Genomic DNA, 19776 nt, shown 5'->3' with positions numbered 1-19776 from the left:
TCGTTTACCATTACGATAATACCTGACCCAATAAATGCGATTGTCATTCGGTTCAGACCGGTTTGCCGGGATGCGTTAGCCTGCAGCGTTCGAATGAAATCTGTTGAGTCTGGCTGACCATCAATACCCATCGAAAAGTCGTTCATCTTCAAATAATTTCCGCGATAAATAACGCCAGAAAGCAGCGTGTTCAGTCCTTCGTCCGCAAAATCGTGTGTGATCCCTTGAAATGTCGTTTCAATATCAACGATTCCCTCATCTGAAATCCCCTTCGGTCCGGTTGCCGTCCCGGCGTTCAGACAATGGCATAGGGTCAGACCCCCGCGAAGCGTTCCTGATTGGGTATCGGGGGCATCTCAGGCTGTGAATCAAGGACTCCTGACACCTTAGTTCTGACTCGGATTCCCGTTAATGTGCCTTGTTAATGTGCAATGGCTCGTACTGTAGTTCAGATGGAGAGATTTTGCTGATTCCACCCAGCGAATCGAGGACATAAATTCTTAATTTTGATTTTGGCCATGACGCATCATTGAAAGATTTTGGTGACATAACAAGCACTTGACGTAGGTATTCGCTTTCAATCTGACGATACACATTTTCACCAGTGACACATCTGAATGGTGCCCTTGCGAATGCATCTCTGCAATGCTCGGGAGTGAGCGTGCCCTCTAGCAAGTATTTATCGCCGTAAACCTCGTCCATTGAGATGGGCCAACGTCCGTGGATCTCTTGAAACGCATCGAAAGCCTCTCTAACGTCCCCGAGATTTGAAACGGTTGCTATATGCTGGAACGTGTTCTTTACTTCCGCTCGAACGAGTAAGACTACGGTGCAAAACGCAACGGCGCACAACGCAACAACGATGGCAATCTTTTTCTTAGCTATCGGGGTCATTTCAGTCTATTCGGAAGTGCTGATGGCATCTGTATTCGACCAACTATTTTAACTACTAAAGGCAAAACTCTAAAATAGCCCTTGCCATTTTGACTTCAAGGCCTCCATGTCATCGTAGAAAACGTCTAGCCAAAAATGAGTCTCCGGAACATCAAGGTCAATGTGGATGGAAAATACTTCCCCTGCGTCCCGGTAATTTTCTTGGTGCGCTGCTTGAATCCGGGACGCCCAACCCTGAGTGGAATCCTCTCCATATGTGCGGAAGTCATACAGATCGGTCGCACTACCAGCGGCTGAGACGCCAGTAATCTCAGGAATTGTTGTTCCTCGCTCCGTGTAAACAAACAACTGAAACGTGACGTGCGCGTGCTTTAACGAAAAATGCAGATTAGGATCATTGGCCTCTGAAAACTCCACAACCCTACTTATATTGACCACGAAAAGGTTTTCTAAAAGGGCAGGATTATTGGCGTAGACTTGCCCGATCGATAATCCTTCGACAGCAGGACGAACAACTGTCTCAAAAAAATCGTCATTCTCAAGGACCTCACTACTGAAGTCGCTGTCCGAATCCCAGACGTATTCCTTTATGTTGCCTGAGCTAAGGTTGACGGTTTCATCAAAACCGCTTGCGTTGGACTGCTGATGCGTACCACCAAACGTTTGGGTTACAGTGTGCATGCTGTCGTAATCCGGGAGGTTGTTTGTGCCCATGAAGATATCTAGAAGTTCTTTCACATCCCCATACCAAATTCCACCAGCAGAGATCCACCAAGCGTCGAGACTAGCCAGGCAGTAATCGTACTCTGCCTTGCCTATTACCCGATTTCCGAAATCGGGTACATCTTTTTCACTATCTTGAAGTACTCCGTCGCCATTATCATCAAATCCTACGGAAACAACGATGTCGTCACGATGCTCATGCACGGCGCGGATTGATGTCGATGGCGTGGCACCAACGGTCGCAAATGATCCAGAGTCAAAAGTGCCTTGTGTTGGTCCTAACAACATCACTCCATTACTTGAGGCTGCATTCCATAGTATCGAATCCCCAATTCCGGAAGGAGTAAACGAAGCTTCGATCGTAATGTCGACTCGAGACATGTCTTCACCCCAACCAGCGATCACGATTCCTGGAACACTTGTTTTGTCGTAGTCTGATCGCGGGTTGTCTTCAAATTGTCTATTGGCGTCTGGCCAATCAACTGCTCTTGTCGATCGGTTGGGCAACCTTTTTTCATCGAATACGCGAACAAATTGGAAGTCGAAATTCGTTGTTCGAATCGAGTCTGAGATTTCAAATCCTAACGGTCCCGTTGGGCCGTCTGGATCGACATGAACGATGATCTCTTGGTCTCCAAGATCGTCGCTTGCGGCGATACCTTCAAGGAATACCGTGGCAACGCCGTCGCTCATTGCCAAGGATGAAACGGCGTACGTTGTCGTCGCGGCAATAAAGTCTCCTCCATCCGCCAAGTTTTCAAAATTGCGATTTTCATAGCTGTCTTTCCCCCAAATCCTCGAAGCGCCAACGGGGCGAGAGTATTCGCCAGAGGGAAGTGTCGTGATGTCGCTTGGATCTGAATCCGAATATTCAAATCTAACGGTTGCAATCGACGGATCGATGACTGAGCCAAAGTCAATAACGACAGGGACAAAATGTTCACCGTCGACGATCGGATCGGCAAAATCGGGGATAGCATCACCGTCCGAATCATTGAGATTGACTCGAACCAACTTCCCGGTTGCTCCTGCTTGAGTTTCTAACTGTTCTTCAAGATCGCTTCTTTCCGGAGTACTGAATCCATCGTTATTGTCGCTGTCGATATCTAGATCGAGAGCAACATTTACGACGGCAAAGTCGGTGAGCGTGACGTCCTCGGTTGCCGCTACTTGCTCTTCTTCCTCGTTGTCAACCAGTATGTTGATCGTTCCATTGACTTCCAACGTGATCGAATCGGCTCCCAGACTGACGCCGTCCATGTAGACGGTTACGCCTGCTAAGACTTCGTCGATCGTCAACTGTGTCGAATCCGTTAGTTCTCCCGCTAGAATCTCATCTTCGCTCGGTGGACTTCCGGCAGCCGACGGACCGCTCTTGAATAGCTTGATGTGAGACCCGAACGACAACGAGACGGTGTAGCCACTATTGATCGCCGATGGAATGGTGGCGTTCAATTTCACCTCTTTGCGTTGATCTTGACCAACCGCCAGGATTTTACCGGGAGCCTGCTCTTCGAGTTGAACCTTTTCTGATTGGCCGTCGTCGATGAGAATGTCGTCGGCTTCCGTAACGACTCCGTCGTTATTGCTGTCGACATCGACGTCCACAAAGGCGGCTTCGGCATGAAAAACCATATCGTCGTGGTCAGGTTCGCCATCGCGATTGTGCTTACTAACATCGAGGTCTTCAATTCCCAACCCTTCAAAATGTCCGTAGTCGTCTGAGTTCAACGAACTATACGGATACCACGTTCCGTCGGGGCTGCCCAACCGAACCGAGAAGTACGGCCAATCGGCTGGAATGGTCACCATTTGAGTATGACCATCGCCGGAAAGATAAGGATTTTTCAATTCCGTCCCATCGAAGACGAGAGAAGTGTCCGAAATTGAGTTGATGTATTGCTCGGAGGCGTCGGGATGGATCCACTGGCCGTTTCGCAGTAGTTGGCCCGAGGCGTCATCGACACGGAACACGCTCAAGGAATTCGTATAGCTCGCCTCCCGGTATGTCCATGTAAACGCATACGTACGGTTACCAGGCCAAACTAGGCCGTCACTTCCTCCCGCCTCGGCCGTTCCGCCGCCGTCTTGAATTAACGCACCTGCTGCGGATTCAAAGAATCGCATTGGAAGGTTTTCTGAATAGCCTGTTGATGGAACAACGATTGCATCGGAAATGCTTTCGCCTAATTGAATGTTTACTGAACGGGAATCGAGACCATAAACGTCGATTTGATATTGCTGGCGGCTTACGGTTTGTCCCCTAATTTCCATCCGGTAGTTGCCAGGCAGCACGTCGGCTACAAGTAGACTGTCTTCATTGCCTAGCCAATCGTTTTCGGCAAAGACAACATCGACCTCTTCACCCGACTCGGCGATCAGCCGTACCTGCGCGGGATCGAGTCCATGGTTTCCATCGCGATCGAACAGATGGAATGCGAGTCGTGACGGTTCGTCGGCTACGTCGCCGCCCATGCCATCTTTTCGAGTCACGCGAATATCAAGTTGATCGACTTCCGAGGAACGGTTCAAGATTCCGACAAATTCTGATACCTTTCGGGGCTCGTCGGTGACGAACAAATCGTCGGCTTCGATGGTGCCCCAAGCGGTTTGGGCAACAGGGTTTCCGTGTTGTAGATCATACAACCGCAGCGTGAACCACTCACTCGTCCGTTCCCACTCGTCGGTCAAAATGGGCACACCTACTTTTGCAGACGTTTGACCAGCGCGAATGGTGACGCGATCATTGACTTGTTGGTAATCCTGACCCGCTCTGGCGGTTCCGCCCAACGTTTGGTAGTTAAGCGACACTGGGTACGAGACCGCTTTGGCCATCGTGATAGTAAAGTAGGCGGCGTCCGATCGTGGATCGATGGCGATGTCATCGACATGGATTGAGGGAATTGGATACTTGCTAATGTCGAGTACGTCATTTTGGTTTTCATCGTCGTCGAAGATCCATGCCTCGCCTACTGAGTCAACGACCCTCGCACCGCTTGCAGCAAATAACTCGACGTGGAAGAGTTCGGTTTGTTCGCTGAACTCGTCGGCCAAGATTGGAACTTCGATCGCTTGTCGAATCGATCCTGGAGCGAACGACAGCGTACCGGATCGCGGGCTGAAATCTTCGCCAGCGTTAGCAGTCACGGGGTTGGTTTGATAATCAACGGTGACCGTGTGGGCAACAGGTTCCGATAGTCGTACGTGAAAAACAGCCATCGATTGACCATCGTCACCTTCCGTGATCGTCACGTTGCTAATCGATAGTCCGGTGGAAGGCTCTGCGGCCACTTGTTGCCACGTTCCATCGTCTAATTCGATAAATTGCCCAGGCAGCGTCTCGTCGTATTGTCCGACTGGAGTGACAGCCCCCGTGGCTCTCTCAACTCCGCCGCTTGCGATTGGAACGAATCCGGCTGCGGTATGGGACGCACTGCGTCGTTCGTTACGCCGAGCCAAGTTCATATCGAACAGCGTGACGCGACCATCTTGATTTGCATCGACGGCAAGTGGCATCTCCGTCTCAAATTGGCCGTAAAGCGAACGGAGTTGGTTCATGTCGTCGGCATCGGTGTCCGCATCTCCATCGATATCGCCGACCAAGTAAGAAGAGAGCATGAAGGTGGATGCCGTAGATAAGCCGTCAAGCCCAATGTCGATGCGATATTGGCCGTCCGCCAGTTCCAGTAGGACCAATCTGGAGTTGGCGTGGGGCTGACGACTTAATAGCGGATCAACGAAATTACCTTGCGTATCAAAGAACTGCATCGAGCTTGGCTGCCATGCGTCATCGCCGCTTTGAACGACAAAGCCTAAAATCGCCTTGCCCCGGCTGATTGAGAGCTGGTCGCTACGGACGTCGACCTCGACGGATTTGATTCCATGATCTACAGTTGGATCAACTTGACCGGTGAGTTGGGCGAATACGCCTTCCAGTGCGTTGGCCGCCAACATCATCCGAGGCTCTAGCGTCTCCGCCAGCCTTCTTCGGCGGGCCAGATTATTGGTTTTGCGTCGGCGATCCCATTTGCGCTTTCTTGTAAAACGCATGTTTGCTCTCTTCCCCGGTAAGATCGTTCTGGAAAACTCAGCAGTGATTCCTTTCCACCACAATTATTATGCTATGGCCCAATACTCGCTACTGCAACCATTAAGATGCTGACAACGGCGAAATAAGAGTGCGACTATTCGTCGCATTTCCAAGATGCTGCTGATACGGTTGAATGATTAAATTGGCTTGTCATGAGGACGTAGAGGAATCAGGTTGATTTATCATTTTCCAATCCAATGTACTTACTCCACTTGCTGGAATCACGATGTCAAGATCACGTAGAAAACGACGGGGAATCCAAATACTTGAAAGCCGGATCCCGCTGGCAGTCACGATGGGGCTTCTGTTGGTCGACGAAATCGCCTCGATCGAAACGCTTGATGCTCATTTCGCAGAGCCGGCTGCTAAAGGATCGCTACAAGTTGTTGGAAGTGATGTCACGGACCTCCCGAAGACGGTTCGTGTTTCTATCGACAACGCCCTTGGACCTGTTGGCCCGTTTACCGAAGGCGTTCCATCCGAAGATGAGCAGCTAAAACTCGGTGATGACGAGGGAAAACCCAAACTTTGGATCGGCGAAACATCAATCCCAATACCGCTTACTACCGCAAACAATTTCATACGCCCTTCAGAAGCAACATCGATATCACTTGTCTATGGAATGAATACGGAAGGTCGCCCCGCATTCGTTGAGGTTGATTCCGCCAACTATCAAGTTGGCGAGGTGCAGCTTCTCAAGCCACCCGATCATTCGGTCGATAACGAACCGTTCTTTGGCGAGATCGTCGCTCATCGTCTGGCGGGTGACGGCAGTGGCGAAGTCGTTTTGACTGTTCTCTACTCGCAAGGCGACGACTCGCTGCTCGGGAACTGGTCTCTTTCCACACGCGATTTTCGCCGCGAGCTTGGGGTTGCGGATGGTTTCGACATCGCTTCATCAACAGGTGTCACGATCGCAGGATCAGCGGACGGAGCCGATTTGTTCTTTGATTCTTTCCACGCTGCAAGTCTTCTCAATGCAAACGTCGGTGAGTTCGGAGATTTTGAGATGTTGCTTCAACAAAATGACGTCAACCTTTCCGATTTTGGATTGAGCGATTTGCTGACTGCATCGAAAGTAGCGTCCGACGGATTGACCGAGCTTTACATTGGCGGCCAAGCGATCACGCATGACGAGCAAATCGTCACTTACCTCTTTTACTCGGTCGATTCGACACCCTTTACCAACACTCGCGATCGTTTTGATGTGAACGCGGATGGTGAGGTGACTGCGTTGGACGCGCTGGTGGGCATCAATTATCTCGAAGATTTGAAAGCTCGCACGCTGGGTCTTGACTCGCAAGCGGCAAAACCATTTCTAGATGTTAATGGAGATATGCAGCATACGGCACTCGATGCGTTGCAGGTGATCAACCACCTAAGCGTACAAAGAGTCGATCCATTGAATTCCGTCTTACCAAACCAGCAGTCAATTGTTCATCAGCCAATCGCATTAGTTTCAGTGGGCGTACAACAGCAAGTCTTCCATAGCCAGCGTGACAGCTATTTCAATGTACTTGGAACAGGCAAAGAGTATGAAGGCGAACGACATGGACTTTTTTAGCAGATGGGTTCGACATGTCGACGCGTTCGGCCTCATTCAGACGATGATTGGCTTCGAACGAAGAGGGGGAAAGTGATACATCGTTTTTCTTCGACGCATCACAATCCAACCGCCAAACATGGCAATCCACAGGACCGAGGATGGCTCGGGGATCGCGACGACGAAAGCATCCAAGTTGTATTGGAACGCTAAGTCATATTCGTTTGAAAAATAGTTTCCTACCAGATTCATTTCCAGCGTCGTGAGTGCCCGGTCGTAGATCGCTAACTCTGCTAACTGGCCAACGAAAAAGTCGCCGCTAAAGATACCACCATCGTCGCCTCGACCGGTTCCGAGAATCAACTCCAGATCGTTATCGGTTAGCATGATCGTGTTGTTCGGATTGTTGCCGTTTCCGGTAAAGCGATTTTCATCCATCAAGCCATTGACGAAAAACTGGGCTTCGTTGTGACCCTCACCAGGGATGACTCGCAGGATGCCAATAGGAAACGCATCCGGATCGATCGGCGCATCGTAGAGAGCCGCCCCGTTGTTAAATCGAAATCCGCTCTGCTCGCCATCGGTGGTGGAAAGATCCGCCGCGACGATCTCGCCTGAATTGTTCGTTGAACTGCCGAATTGGAACAAGCGTGCCGCAACGTCCCCCGACTGATCTCCGGTCGCGACGTAGAACATCGTCAAGCCAGCGCCAGGATCCATCAGACTGCCACTGGCCGACGAGACCATCAGATCATTGCCGTCAAACTCGAGCACGGAGCGTCCATTGAGGACATCGCTGCGCAGTGTCGGACTGGTGTTCATACTATTCGATGAAAGGAATCGCTTCGCGGGGGTCAGGTTTGATCTTCGGTTTTCGGCCAAAATGTTACCGGCTTTTTTGATGTCGTAGTTTTGGCCGAATTGTGACTGTAGGGATTATTAGTTCCGCTGAGGGGTGCGCGGCCGAGTTGGTGCGAATTCTGGAGAGCCCTTCCGAGTGGTGGTTATTCGGTCGATGCGTGATTGCGCGATGGTGGCCGACTTGCTGAGAATTTTGGAGATCATTCTCGCTGTCTGGTACGACGGTGCTGGTCGAATCGACGCCCGCTGCATCCGCTGCCAAATGGTGAGTCGCTAACGCAGCAAAAAAGTGCGATCACTTTTGGTAAGTGGTAACCATCACTTTGTTTCGAGATCGGTCCATGCTGGCCAAGCCGAATGCCTGAAACGGGGGCGGGGACCTTGAAAAGCGAGGCATTCCACTGGAGAATTGTAGGACACTAGGCTCCACTCCCCATTCCCAATTTGGTTATTTCACCAAGCCCTGACACGAATTCACTATGCAAACCGAGCATCGAATACTAGAGGTTCGCCGCGACCACGTTTTAGCCCAGCCACTTGATGGTATCAAACCCGAAGCGTTGAAGATCGCGGGCACGTCCAAATATGTTGAGAATGAAGTCATCATTGTGGAACCACACTCTGCTGAGCCTGGCAAGGACCAACAGCGATGGAAGGTGATCGCCACACGCATCGATCCATCGTTTATCGGCGGCAGAGCCCCGGAAGTCGCGGCGGTGAGCTACGAAAACGAGCACGAGTTCATGGAGTATGTGAGCTACGAAGACAGAGTGGCGTTTGACGGAGCGCTGGAGGATCTCGACATGGGAGACTATAAAAAGGCGAGGCGCATTTTGCGCAAGTTCATCAAGCGGTTCCCCTACCACATCGACGCGTACCATCATCTGGGCATTATCGAAACCAATCTCGGTCATGATGCTCGGGCTTTGAAGTATTTTGAGATGGGTTATCGCATTGGAATACTGTCAATCCCAAAGGCTTTCTCGGGTCAGCTTCCCTGGGGTTTCCTTCGCAATCGCCCGTTCTTGCGGGCTGCACATGGCTATGGGTTGGCCTTGGAACGGGAACGTCGCCATTTGGAAGCGGTCGATGTTTATGAACAGATTCTGGCGTTCAATCCCAACGACAATCAAGGGATTCGCTACTTGCTTCCCAGTCTGTACCTAGAAGCCAAAAGCCCACAAAAAGCGAGAGCGAGCTTGGAAAAACACGGCGCGGATGGAACCAATCTCTACACACGCTGCCTGATCGAAATCTTGGACGGTCGCCGACGAGAAGCTGTCCGCTGGCTGTGTCGTGGACTGTCGTACAATCTGTATGTTCCCGAGATCGTACTTTTACGAACAGAAGAAACGAGCGAGAGTCAACGGTATGGTGTGGTCATCGGTAGCAGAGACGAAGCCATTGAGTACGTGCAGGAAACCGAAGGCTGGCACCGCGAGGAAACGCAAGAATTCCTGCGCCGGTTACTGGCGGTCGAAACCTTCGCTTGGCGGCTTGAGCGTGCTCTTGAGCTGAAGGTGGCACTCGATTCACGCGACGAGCTGCCGCCCGGTGAACTGCGATCCGCCACGGCCAACGAGCTTTATGGAATCTTTACCGACCAGGACATCCCAAAGATTCTGGAGGAATGCAGCAAGGCAATTTAAGGAGTCGCTGGCCGCTTCCGTTGGTGGTCGGCATTTGATTAGGGATGAATTGCCTTCGGCGTGAGCCTCGTGATAGCGTCTTGTCATGAGCAAGCCGCCACCTGCCAAGCCAGATTTCCCCGCTGGATTCACGACTCGCGATGAAGCCAATTCACTGGTGACGTCTGCATTCCGCGCAACGGCATAGGGTCAGGCTCGGGATTCGGGATTGACGGCGACAGAAAACAAACATTCAGCCCCGCGTTCGCGTTTGCACCATTATGTCAACAGCGTTTGCGATCTCGGTGTAAATGGGGACCGTCGCCCCGATATCCTCAATCCGGATGACGACTGCGAACGGTATTGGCTCAACCGCTCGGGCCCAACGCTTGTGACTGGCAATGGCGAGCGTGTAGTGATTGTCGCTGTACGCGTCACGATGCTGCGACCATTCGTGCCAATCATGCTGGATGGAGCCGCGTGAACGACGCGTGATCTTGTGCTCGAACGGAACTTCGTTAGGTAACTCGATATCCGATGCCTCGCTCTCAATGTCGTCGTCGGTGCTTGATGCCGACATGGCTTCGACAACTGCTTCGCGATCCACATTTCCGCGAAACATTCGCCATTTCAGATCAGCGCCAAAGTAGCTTTCCAAACCCCATTTCTGCACCTCGGGGAAATGAGCCAGTGTCACCGTGATTCGTTTCTTGCCAGTTGATTGTGACAGGCTAGCCGGTATCGGGATGTCGAAGAACGCCACTTTGTCGGGCTCAATCGTTCCCTGATGGAACAGTAGGATCGAGAAGTCGTCGCAATCGGTCGCTTGAGAAGCGTCCGGAAACCCGTAGCCAAGGACGTCAAGCCACTTTTTCTTCTCGACCGCGTCCAAGCTCTCGATGACTCGGTCCAACTCGCCGCGATACGTTGCCGAATTCACCAAGAACGCTTTTAAGAGCGGGGCTCTGATAGGCTCTATCCCCATCAGCTGCAAATCTTGAAGGATCGCCGCTAACTTGTTGGCAATTCGCGGCGCAGCGAAGCTGGTTCCGTAGTTGTGCGCCGCTGCCGGGGAAAGTTGGTGACTGGCCATCACAACATTCGTTGCCAGATTCGCGCGAACGGATGTACGTTCGACATCGCTCACCAAATTGCCACCGATCTCGACGAGTTCGGGCTTGGTTTCGCGTTTGATACCTGGCCCGGATCGCGTGAAGGGCGACGGTTCGTATTGCAGTGCAAGGGTAGTGTCCGGTGAATGGGCAACCAAAGTTCCACTACTGACCGACCCCACGCTGACCGCCAGAGCAGCTTGTCCGGGATCGAGAATTCTTGAATCCTCGTCGCAGAGGTAAACAGGGTAGTCATTTCCCGCCTTGAGAGAATCCAGAATGACCGGCGGCGAAATATTGCCCGTCGCGACGACGAAGACTACGTCGTATTCGCGGCTCAACCGATCAATGGTCCTCGCGGTCCACGACGTGCGGGATTGTGTCCGCTTGCTGTCTTGGTTCCACTTTTTGGCCAAATCGGCGACTGACAAATTAAAGATCCTCACGCCCAGCGGAGCAAAGTGTTTAACAACGTCCTCCAGAACTCGCGAAAACAGCCGGCTCTCTTCGATTTGATTGGTGTCGTCGAGGATTCTGGCGCTAGCAATCCAAGCGGTTGCTTGGTTGGATGCACCTTCGGCAAGATTGAGGACGTAGTAGGCGGCAAGCGAAGCGACACCGGAGCCGTGTCCAACTTCGTCGTAAGGAGAGTCGGGCGCAGATTTCAGGAAGGAGACGATCAGATCGTCTTTCGCAACGGGTTTCAGAAACGGATTGCCCGGTGACACACCTGAATCGACCACACAGATGATCGGAGCATCTTCCGGCGGCGGAGCAATTTCATCAAGCTTGTCAAACTGAAAGCGGTGCCACGTCGTGTGGAAAGTCTCAAATTTCGGCTTGGGTTCAAACCAAGCAATCCGCCTCTGCCAACGATCTTCTTCGACCAATCGCTTGAACATCGCTCCCGAACAACGAATCACTGCACGGCAAACGCCTGAACTTCGTTCGTGTTCAAACAGCGTCCCGTGAACACCGCTGGCAAAGGCGTTGTTAAGGTCCTGAAGGATTTCGGCGATCTCGTTTACACGCTGTTTCGGCCCTTGTGCGAGTGACAGAATTTCGATTTCGCAAATGAATGTCGGTTGCTTGATCTTGATGATCGAGTCGTAGTCGGCCAACAACTCGTCGCTCAACCGATCTTTTGGGTCGCCGCGTTCAAGGTCTTCAATGCGAGCGAAGTCCTGACCGGTTACATAGCCGGGGCCAGTGGGTTCGTTATTGGCGAATCGATCGAGCTTGGCCGTGAATGCACTCAGGTCATCATTTCGGGGTACGACGAGCGTGACATTCTCGGACCGGTCCACAAGCGGCTTGAGTCCTGTTCCCGCAAGATCGATCGGGCCGTCGTGAGTGACTTTGAAGAAGATCGCTTTGCGTTGCTCGTTGGTCAGTCCGTTGAGCAGACGATTCAGCGAGTCAACTTTGATGCCCAAGACGCGGGCGATCTCGCCACGACGGGCGAGCACTTCTGGTGCGAGCGGTTGACGACGCGGCTTTTCGGGTCGGCGATTCAGATACGTCGGTTCTGGCAAGTATTTAGGTGGGAACTCGCTATTCATCCGTTCCTTCTTGCCCCTGTTTCATTGCCGAAACCATCTTTCGCTGGTACTTCAACTGTCGTGTCACATGTTCGGTGGTTAGTTGCTTGCAGTCTTCCAAGATCATCGACTTGATGGACTCGATCAGGACGTGTTCGAGTTGAGCGAATGACATCCCGGCGGTCTTCTTGACTAGCGAATCAATCGTCCCTTTGAAGGTGATGCCATTAAGGTGATGCTGGATGAATGCCTTGCGAAGGGGAGGCGTTGGCTTCGGGAAAACAACCACATCGTCAAAGCGTCGCCAAATGGCCGGGTCCATCAGGTACTGATGGTTACTGGCACCGATGAGAATGCTCTCCTTGGCGGCAAACGAATCCATTGCTTGAAGCAGACTGTTGACGATCCGCTTCAGTTCGCCCACATCGTTGACGTCGTCGCGGTTTTTTGCGATCGAATCGATCTCGTCAAACAGCAGCACCATCGGAGTCGTTTGAGCGATGTCAAACACTCGTTGCAGATGAGACGCGGTATCGCCCATGTAGCTGGAGATCAACGCACTGAGGCGGACAACGCCAACTTTTAGGTTGAATTGGTTTGCCAAGTAATGAGCCGTCAGCGTCTTTCCGCAACCGGGCGGCCCCCAAAACAGCAGCTTCGACTTGGGCGAATAGCCATGGCGAGCCAGTTTCTTGGCGTTGCGTCGTTCGTCGATAACGCGATCGATTCGCTCGCGTGTCGCGTCATCCAGGACCAAGTGTTCGGTACTAGCTGGCTCATGAAAGATCGTCAGCAGCTCTTCGCCAGACCGTCGGTCTCGCGGGAGCGTTGCCAGCTTGCCGCTTTGCGCACGCCTATCGGATCCCGAGCCGAGTGCCGATCGGAGTTCTTTGGCAACCGCGTGGTGATTTCCTGCAAGCTGTTCGGCGATGATCGATTCTGCAATCTTACGAAATGCAGCATCGTTTTGATCGCGATAGGCACGAAACAACCGCAGAAGTGCGTGGACCTCGGTCATTTGTTCATGAGACATCGTGAAACTGGATTCCATATCGTGTGCAAAAGGCTCCCTGCCAATGAGTTATCTATCGACTTTTGCCGCTTCACGCGACACCTAGATCAATGATACCACATTGAAAACGACCTGGCATTCACGCTTTTTAACGGCGTCTGGCCCAGTCTTGGGCCGATGGCCGGAAATGTGGTCGTTTGGGTGAACTTGGTTGGATTGTGTGCGACCATCCCGATACCAACATCTTCACGCACGGAGTCAATTGGCCAATGAACACCCGGCTGCCACCACCGCTCGGTGTTTCTCGCAGCCCAGGCGATGCAATTGTACTTGATTGTTTTCGGGCTGGTGATTTCGTGATTGTCGTCGGTCAAATTAGGGAATAGATCGATCAACTTCATTTCTTGATCCAGTCGTTTTGCTTACCCCATTGCAGCCATGCTTGGGCTGAGGCTTCGACATCACCAGCGTCTGTGTCACGTACCGGATTCTCGCCAGTGATCGCTTCCAATGCCCAGAACCAATGGTCGGGTTCCTTCTCCAACTCCGCCAAAATTAGTGGAACGATAGCGGGCCCCATGCCAATGATTTGCTGATAGGAAAAGACGAGTGAGATTTGAGCTGTGTTTGACAAATGCCGCGTTCTGGACTTCCAATCATCCTTGAGTTTTTGAAAACGCTCGAGGATTGGCTCCGAGATTGCTGTGGTTGGCATGATTTGATCTCTATAAACGCACGAACTATCTCAAATTGAACGGATCCGTCGATCTGGTTCCTTGACGCCTGGTAACGTGCGTCATACCAGACTTCAAAGCAGCGTGTCTAGCCGGAAGAAAGCCATTGCTCGTCCGCCAACTGTTTCAACTGTCATAGTGCGGCACGGCCGCGGGGCGAAGCGAGCTGCCGCCCGAATTGTGTAGACCCACTCCTGTTGGTCGCTAGTATTACGCCAAAATAACATCACATTGAGTGATAATTGATAAAATGGCCCGAGCGGCGTAGCGGTGTCATGCTATCGAGCGTGACGGCGGGGACCATTGTAAAGTTGCGGTTTAGAAAGTAGCCGCAGATTCCTCTGTAGCTTGTTCCGGTTTGGCTGACGCCTGACCAGGTTTCTTCTGACCTAGCATTCGCATTCGTTCGCCAACGACGCGAAGTTTTGATCGTTTGGCTCCGTCCGATTCCCATGAATCGAGTTTCAAGCGACCCTCGATCAGGACGGGCTCGCCTTTGCCGAGATACTCGTTGGCAACCTCGGCCGTACGTCCCCAAAGAGTGACGTCGACAAAGGTTGTTTCCTCGATCCATTCATTGTCCTGCTTGCGTCGATCATTGACGGCAAGCCCGATTTCGGTGACGGCAGTGCCGCCAGTTGTGTGTTTCAGTTCGACGTCTCGGGTGAGATTGCCGATCAGAATCACGCGATTGTAAGAGCTCATACAAGTCTCCTTTCGTTTCACCGCGAAAACCTCTCGCGATATCATGTTCAAAATACCCTCGTCCAGTTGCTACACCGCCGGGTAGTTGGAGGCTATCACGATCCAGATCACTAAGCTCGCTTTTGCTGCGTTTGTTCAAGTAGGGCAAATAGGACCGCGACAATCGGATCACTGTCGATATTTTCCCGATTCAAGAGCGACACATTTCTTCCCCTATTGTCGTCGGTTTGTGTTTTGTTCTAGTCGAATCGGTCACGATTGCAGCCAACTTATGCCCAGATCATTGAGTAGTGTTGCGTTTCTGCCACAATTCAGCCGTGTAGGTGACGTGGTTTTCTCGATCTGCTCGCCGATTTCTCACAGAGGGCCATGAGGCAATACCAATTTGATTTTGAAAGAGCAGATACTCAGCAGCACGTATTGGCGGAAGCGACGTTGCCGACGCTTGCTGAAGATGCACGATACGCCTCAGTAAAACGCGTATCCCTCGTCTTCGAAGGATCGCTACAAGACCGACCGTGCATCACCAGTACGGAGGCAGCGAAAACGTTTTTTGCCGGTTATTGGAAGCGGCATCCTGCCAACGACCAGGAGCAATTCATAGTAGCGTGCCTCGATACAAAGCACCGGGTACAGTGCGTTGTAAAGGTGACAGTCGGAACGCTCGATGCCTCGCTTGTGCATCCTCGCGAAGTATTCAAGCCAGCGATGATAGAAGGATCATCGGCCATCTTGCTCTCGCACAATCATCCTTCAGGCAACACGGAGCCAAGCCGTGAAGACATCCAAGTAACCGACCAGCTCACGGAAGCAGGGAAGCTGCTTGGCATCACCGTTCTCGACCACATCATCCACGGTGACGGAACGGGTGACGTGCTCTCGATCCGAGAGCACTAGCCATACTATTGACGCAGGTAACACTCAGCTCATCGAGCCGAAGTTCGTAAGCTTCACTTTGGACGATCAGCTTGCTGTTCAACCCGTAGTGTAAAGTCAGGCGATGGCCCTTTTCGTCCAACCCTCGGTCTCGATTTTGGGGACAGAATCCGGGACAGAATTCATGGTATAATGTGCCATTAGACGTAATTTGTGTAATGAACACGCACGATGACTGAAGGCAGCGAAACGACGTAAGCCCTGAAATTCAAAGACTTTACGACACTCGAAACAAGTTCTTGAATCTTGATCTCCTTGGTCTTCGGAACCGAGGGTTGGGGGTTCGAATCCCTCCGGGTGTACTTCTTCTTTTCTATGACATGCGTTGTCATGGCCCGACAAGTCCCGATTCTCAAAGGACTTACGGCAATCACTATCTTGGCAATTGCACTCGGGAATTATTCCGGCCTCTGCCATGAACTGCCTATCTTCGCCGTCACCCGCCACCGAAGTGCTGCTGTGGCGCTGCACGGCTTCAGGATCGCCTGTCGCCTTATCAACTGTAGCGGGATTTGGCGTGGCGGTAAAACTAGGCAATTTCGCAATGGCTGCCACTTGCTCATTAAGATCGGTGTGGGTGTAAGTATTCATCGTCAGACGGATGTCACTGTGGCGGGCGAGAGTCTGAGCAACCTTGGGTAGTACACCACCGTGCGCCAGATTGGTGATGAAGGTGTGGCGGTTTGCGTGAAAATCCGCAAAAAGCCCCGCAGCATTTTCGTATTTCAGATAGTCGCTCGCTTCTCGAATTTCCTTCTCGGCATCGGCATCGGCATCGGCATCGCCAGCTTCAGCAATCCAAGTTGCTCTCGCAATCTTTAGATCATGGTTCATCATCTTCGAAGTTCGGCGGTCGATACCGCAGGTCTCTTTCGTGAGTGGAAATAGAAAACGATCATGCGTTGGAACACGTATCTTGAACCAGTCACGTACCTTTCATTCATGACGATCACTCGGATCGGAGCTTTGCCAATTCGGTCTTGGCCGTGAAAGATTCGCCTCGCGTTTCCTATCTCCGTAGTACGATTCGTGTATGATCTTATGCGGTCCGACCACGAATGCAATTTGTACTCAGAACAGGCAGGAAAAGTTGCGAAAGTCAGGAACTAACGATCCGAACGCCACTACAGGGATGGGCCAACCCTCTGCGACGACGATTCTGCGGACCAAGGTGCGACCGCCCGTGGCGGTGCAGCGTCTCGTCTCTCGTCCGCGATTACTCGAATTGCTGCAGCGGAATCCTCGCCGACCGTTGACGGTCGTGTCGGCGCCGGCGGGCTATGGCAAGACGACGTTGGTTTCGCAGTGGTTACAGGATGCCGAAGTCAAACCTGCCTGGGTGCAATTAGGCGAGGAGAATAGTGAACTCAGGATCTTCTTGAGCTATCTGGTCGCCGCAGTTCAAGTCCGCTTTCCAACAGCATGTTCGGACACTGCTGTTCTGCTTAAGGCGGCACAGTTGCCACCTTCGTTACTGCTCGCAGAAACCTTGAGTAACGATTTGGATTCCATTGCCGAGCCTCTGATTGTCGTGTTGGATGATTACCATCTGATTTCGAATTCCGGTATCCACGAATTACTCGACAAACTGTTGCTTCATCCACCACGTCCGCTGCATCTGGTATTGGTGACGCGGCACGATCCGCCGATCTCAATGGCATCACTTCGGGCACGGGGCTGGTTGACAGAAATTCGCCAGGACGATCTCCGCTTCACGAATGCGGAAGTCAACGCAGTGCTTGGCGAGATGGCGGAAGTGTCCGTCAGTCAAGCGACACTCGATCACCTCGAGCAGCAGATAGAGGGGTGGATGGTTGGCCTGCACCTGGTCGGTCTTGTCCTTCGCAACCAGTCTGACCCAGAAGCGTTCTTGTCTGGGTTGAAGGGTGGCTTTCAACAAGTGTACGACTACCTATCTGAACAAGTTCTGACCGGGCAACCGGCGGCGACGCGTGATTGCTTACTGCAGACCTCTGTATTGAGTCGTTTTTGCCCCTCGCTTGTCGAAGCGGTTTACGTCTCGCCAAACGATTCCACTGACAAGATCACGAGCGGCGAGAACTTCATTGAAGACGCCCAGCTTGCCAATCTGTTCGTTGTTCCGTTGGATTCGGGTGGCCAGTGGTTTCGCTACCATCATCTGTTCCAAGACCTGCTAAGAAGGCAACTGCAACAGTGCTATTCGCCCAAGGACGTTGCCGGCGTGCACTCTCGGGGCAGTGTTTGGTATGAGACCCAGGGGTTGATCACGGAATCGATCGAACATGCCCTGGCAGCGGAAGACGTGGTGCGAGCAGCCGAAATCATCGAGAGGTGTCGCCTCGACGAGTTCGCCGCGGATCGCTGGTATGTGGTTGAGCGTTGGCTGTCGATGCTTCCCGACGACGTCAAACAGCAGCGGCCAAGGTTGCTGTTGACCGAGGCCTCGATTGCGCTCTGCCGATTTCAAGTCGCGCGAATCCCGACGATCGTCGAACAGGTGGAAAACTTGTTACGTGAGCAGACGGTAGAGCCGACCGTTTGGGGAGAACTTGCCTACTTTCGGGGATTCCTGGAATACTGGGAAGGCAATGCTCAGAGCAGTCAGCAGCATTTCGAAGAGTCGTTGTCGAAGCTTGCGGGCGAAAAGACTCCGTACGAGGGCGAGGCTGAATTGCTGCTCGCACTAGCGTTTTGCATGGGCGGGCAAGAGGAGCGTGCTGTTCGAGGATTAGAAGACCGGATCGCTCGTTTCGGCGCTTCCGAAAATCAGATTTTCTCGAGACTTCTGGCCGGCTTGGCCTTTGTACACACGATCTCGGGTGATCTGCATCGCTCTCGCCTCAACGCACAACGTCTAAAGCTTGTGGCCAGTAAACTCCGCATCCGCAATACGGAGGCCTGGGCTTCGTACTTCCACGCTTGTAGCCACTTGCATGGCGGCGAACTTGAGGCTGCTTCGAAGCATTTTGCTGCTGCCGTGGAGCTGAGGTACGTTTTGGAATCCAGGGCGGCTGTTGATGCGATGGCTGGCTTAGCGCTCTCGCATCAACTCCGAGGCCTGGAGACTGAAGCCGACGAGACAAATAAGCAATTGCGGGAATTCGCCCAGAACATAAACGAACGTCAATACCTGGATTTGGCCGATTCGTTGCAGGCGCGACTCGCTTTATTGCGGGGTGACACGGCGCAAGCCTTGCAATGGGCTCGCTCTGTGAACGAACAGGCAATACCCTCAACTTTGTTCCTCTGGCTACAAGCCCCAGCGATCACTCAGGCGAGAGTTTTGATCACAGCTGGTTCAAAGCGAGATTTGGCAACCGCGACCAAACTCCTGAAATCGATTCGCTCGGTGAGTGAGTCTTGTCGATTCACTTGCCAAACGATTGAAGCTGCCGTCCTACAATCCGTCGCACTGGACAGGCAAGGCTCTACCGATGATGCGTTCAACTCACTTGACGAGGCGCTGGCACTCGCCGAGTCAGGGGGATGGGTCCGGCCATTTTTGGAGTTGGGCCAACCGATGGCCAGCCTGCTCCAACGAGCACCATTAGAAAATGTCTCGATTGATTTTGTCGATCGCCTACTGGAGACCTTTGCGGAGATCCCGAGTGCAAAAGAGCACGAGTCATCGGGGCAGACGAAGACGAGCGTTCCCGTCGCTGAATCGGGTCCTTCCGACGCCGAGGGGACGTCACGCACAGAGCCCTATGTTGAGCCGTTGACCAATCGAGAACTCGAAACCCTGCAATTGCTGGCCGAGCGGCTCTACGACAAGGAAATCGCGAAAGCCCTCTCCATCTCGGTCTGGACCGTTCGGACGCACGTGAAGCACCTCTTCGAGAAGCTTCATGTCACGGGCCGACGTCAGGCCGTGCTCAAGGCCGAGGAACTTGGGCTGTTGAAAGTGGGTTAGAAGGACGGCTGAAACTGAGATTGGAATCCTGCGTCTTGGTTGTCACGCAAAACTCCCGGGTAGGCGACCCGTAGGCGGTCTCGCCCCACGGAAACTCGAAAC

The 19776-nt window shown here is 52.5% G+C and carries 13 protein-coding genes and 1 tRNA gene; 6 read left to right on the top strand and 8 right to left on the bottom strand.

All coding sequences use genetic code 11. The features are described 5' to 3' along the window. Positions 1-408 precede the first annotated feature (408 nt). Together Q31b_RS11200 and Q31b_RS11195 are read right to left on the bottom strand one after the other, a co-directional pair. Complete coding sequence (locus Q31b_RS11200) at positions 409-894, bottom strand: hypothetical protein (protein WP_146599757.1); 486 nt, start codon at positions 892-894, stop codon at positions 409-411. Positions 895-963: 69 nt separating this feature from the next. Then, the gene (locus tag Q31b_RS11195) at positions 964-5667 is read right to left on the bottom strand and encodes a Calx-beta domain-containing protein (RefSeq protein WP_146599756.1); all 4704 of its coding nucleotides are present in this window, start codon (positions 5665-5667) and stop codon (positions 964-966) included. Between the two features lie 266 nt (positions 5668-5933). Between Q31b_RS11195 and Q31b_RS11190 the strand changes: the two genes are divergently transcribed. After that, a complete protein-coding gene (locus tag Q31b_RS11190; RefSeq protein ID WP_146599755.1) occupies positions 5934-7271 on the top strand; it encodes a dockerin type I domain-containing protein in 1338 nt (445 codons plus the stop codon). A 36-nt stretch (positions 7272-7307) separates the two neighbouring features. On the opposite strand, the gene Q31b_RS11185 is transcribed toward Q31b_RS11190, so the two are convergent. Further along, complete coding sequence (locus Q31b_RS11185) at positions 7308-8072, bottom strand: PEP-CTERM sorting domain-containing protein (RefSeq protein ID WP_146599754.1); 765 nt, start codon at positions 8070-8072, stop codon at positions 7308-7310. A 518-nt stretch (positions 8073-8590) separates the two neighbouring features. Here Q31b_RS11185 and Q31b_RS11180 point away from each other — a divergent pair. After that, a complete protein-coding gene (locus tag Q31b_RS11180) occupies positions 8591-9760 on the top strand; it encodes a tetratricopeptide repeat protein (RefSeq protein ID WP_146599753.1) in 1170 nt (389 codons plus the stop codon). A 232-nt stretch (positions 9761-9992) separates the two neighbouring features. Here the strand turns inward: Q31b_RS11180 and Q31b_RS11175 are convergent, their stop codons facing one another. The 5 genes from Q31b_RS11175 to ssb all read right to left on the bottom strand — a co-directional run bounded on the left by Q31b_RS11175 (position 9993) and on the right by ssb (position 14843). After that, a complete protein-coding gene (locus Q31b_RS11175) occupies positions 9993-12413 on the bottom strand; it encodes a S8 family peptidase (RefSeq protein WP_146599752.1) in 2421 nt (806 codons plus the stop codon). Then, a complete protein-coding gene (locus Q31b_RS11170) occupies positions 12406-13425 on the bottom strand; it encodes an AAA family ATPase (protein ID WP_197171348.1) in 1020 nt (339 codons plus the stop codon). Before Q31b_RS11170 ends, Q31b_RS11175 begins: the two co-directional genes overlap by 8 nt. Before the next feature lie 86 nt (positions 13426-13511). Next, positions 13512-13805, bottom strand: a complete 294-nt coding sequence (locus Q31b_RS11165) for a DUF7689 domain-containing protein (RefSeq protein WP_146599751.1) — start codon at positions 13803-13805, stop codon at positions 13512-13514. Next, a complete protein-coding gene (locus Q31b_RS11160; RefSeq protein WP_146599750.1) occupies positions 13802-14119 on the bottom strand; it encodes a hypothetical protein in 318 nt (105 codons plus the stop codon). Before Q31b_RS11160 ends, Q31b_RS11165 begins: the two co-directional genes overlap by 4 nt. A gap of 337 nt (positions 14120-14456) precedes the next feature. Continuing rightward, on the bottom strand, positions 14457-14843 hold the full coding sequence (gene ssb / locus Q31b_RS11155) for a single-stranded DNA-binding protein (RefSeq protein ID WP_146599749.1): 387 nt from the start codon (positions 14841-14843) through the stop codon (positions 14457-14459). Between the two features lie 369 nt (positions 14844-15212). Between ssb and Q31b_RS28960 the strand changes: the two genes are divergently transcribed. The 4 genes from Q31b_RS28960 (at position 15213) to Q31b_RS11140 (ending at position 19674) form a co-directional block, all read left to right on the top strand. Continuing rightward, the gene (locus Q31b_RS28960) at positions 15213-15740 is read left to right on the top strand and encodes a JAB domain-containing protein (protein ID WP_146599748.1); all 528 of its coding nucleotides are present in this window, start codon (positions 15213-15215) and stop codon (positions 15738-15740) included. A 261-nt stretch (positions 15741-16001) separates the two neighbouring features. Beyond that, a tRNA-Arg gene (locus Q31b_RS28150) sits at positions 16002-16081 on the top strand. A 349-nt stretch (positions 16082-16430) separates the two neighbouring features. Further along, positions 16431-16601, top strand: coding sequence for a hypothetical protein (locus tag Q31b_RS28950; protein ID WP_231617479.1), 171 nt, complete (start codon positions 16431-16433; stop codon positions 16599-16601). A gap of 310 nt (positions 16602-16911) precedes the next feature. Next, positions 16912-19674, top strand: a complete 2763-nt coding sequence (locus Q31b_RS11140; RefSeq protein ID WP_231617478.1) for a LuxR C-terminal-related transcriptional regulator — start codon at positions 16912-16914, stop codon at positions 19672-19674. Positions 19675-19776: the final 102 nt, after the last annotated feature.

The sequence above is a fragment of the Novipirellula aureliae genome, assembly GCF_007860185.1.
Lineage (GTDB): Bacteria > Planctomycetota > Planctomycetia > Pirellulales > Pirellulaceae > Novipirellula_A > Novipirellula_A aureliae.
Note: the sequence above shows the minus strand (reverse complement) of the source record. Positions and strands in the feature narration are given on the sequence as shown.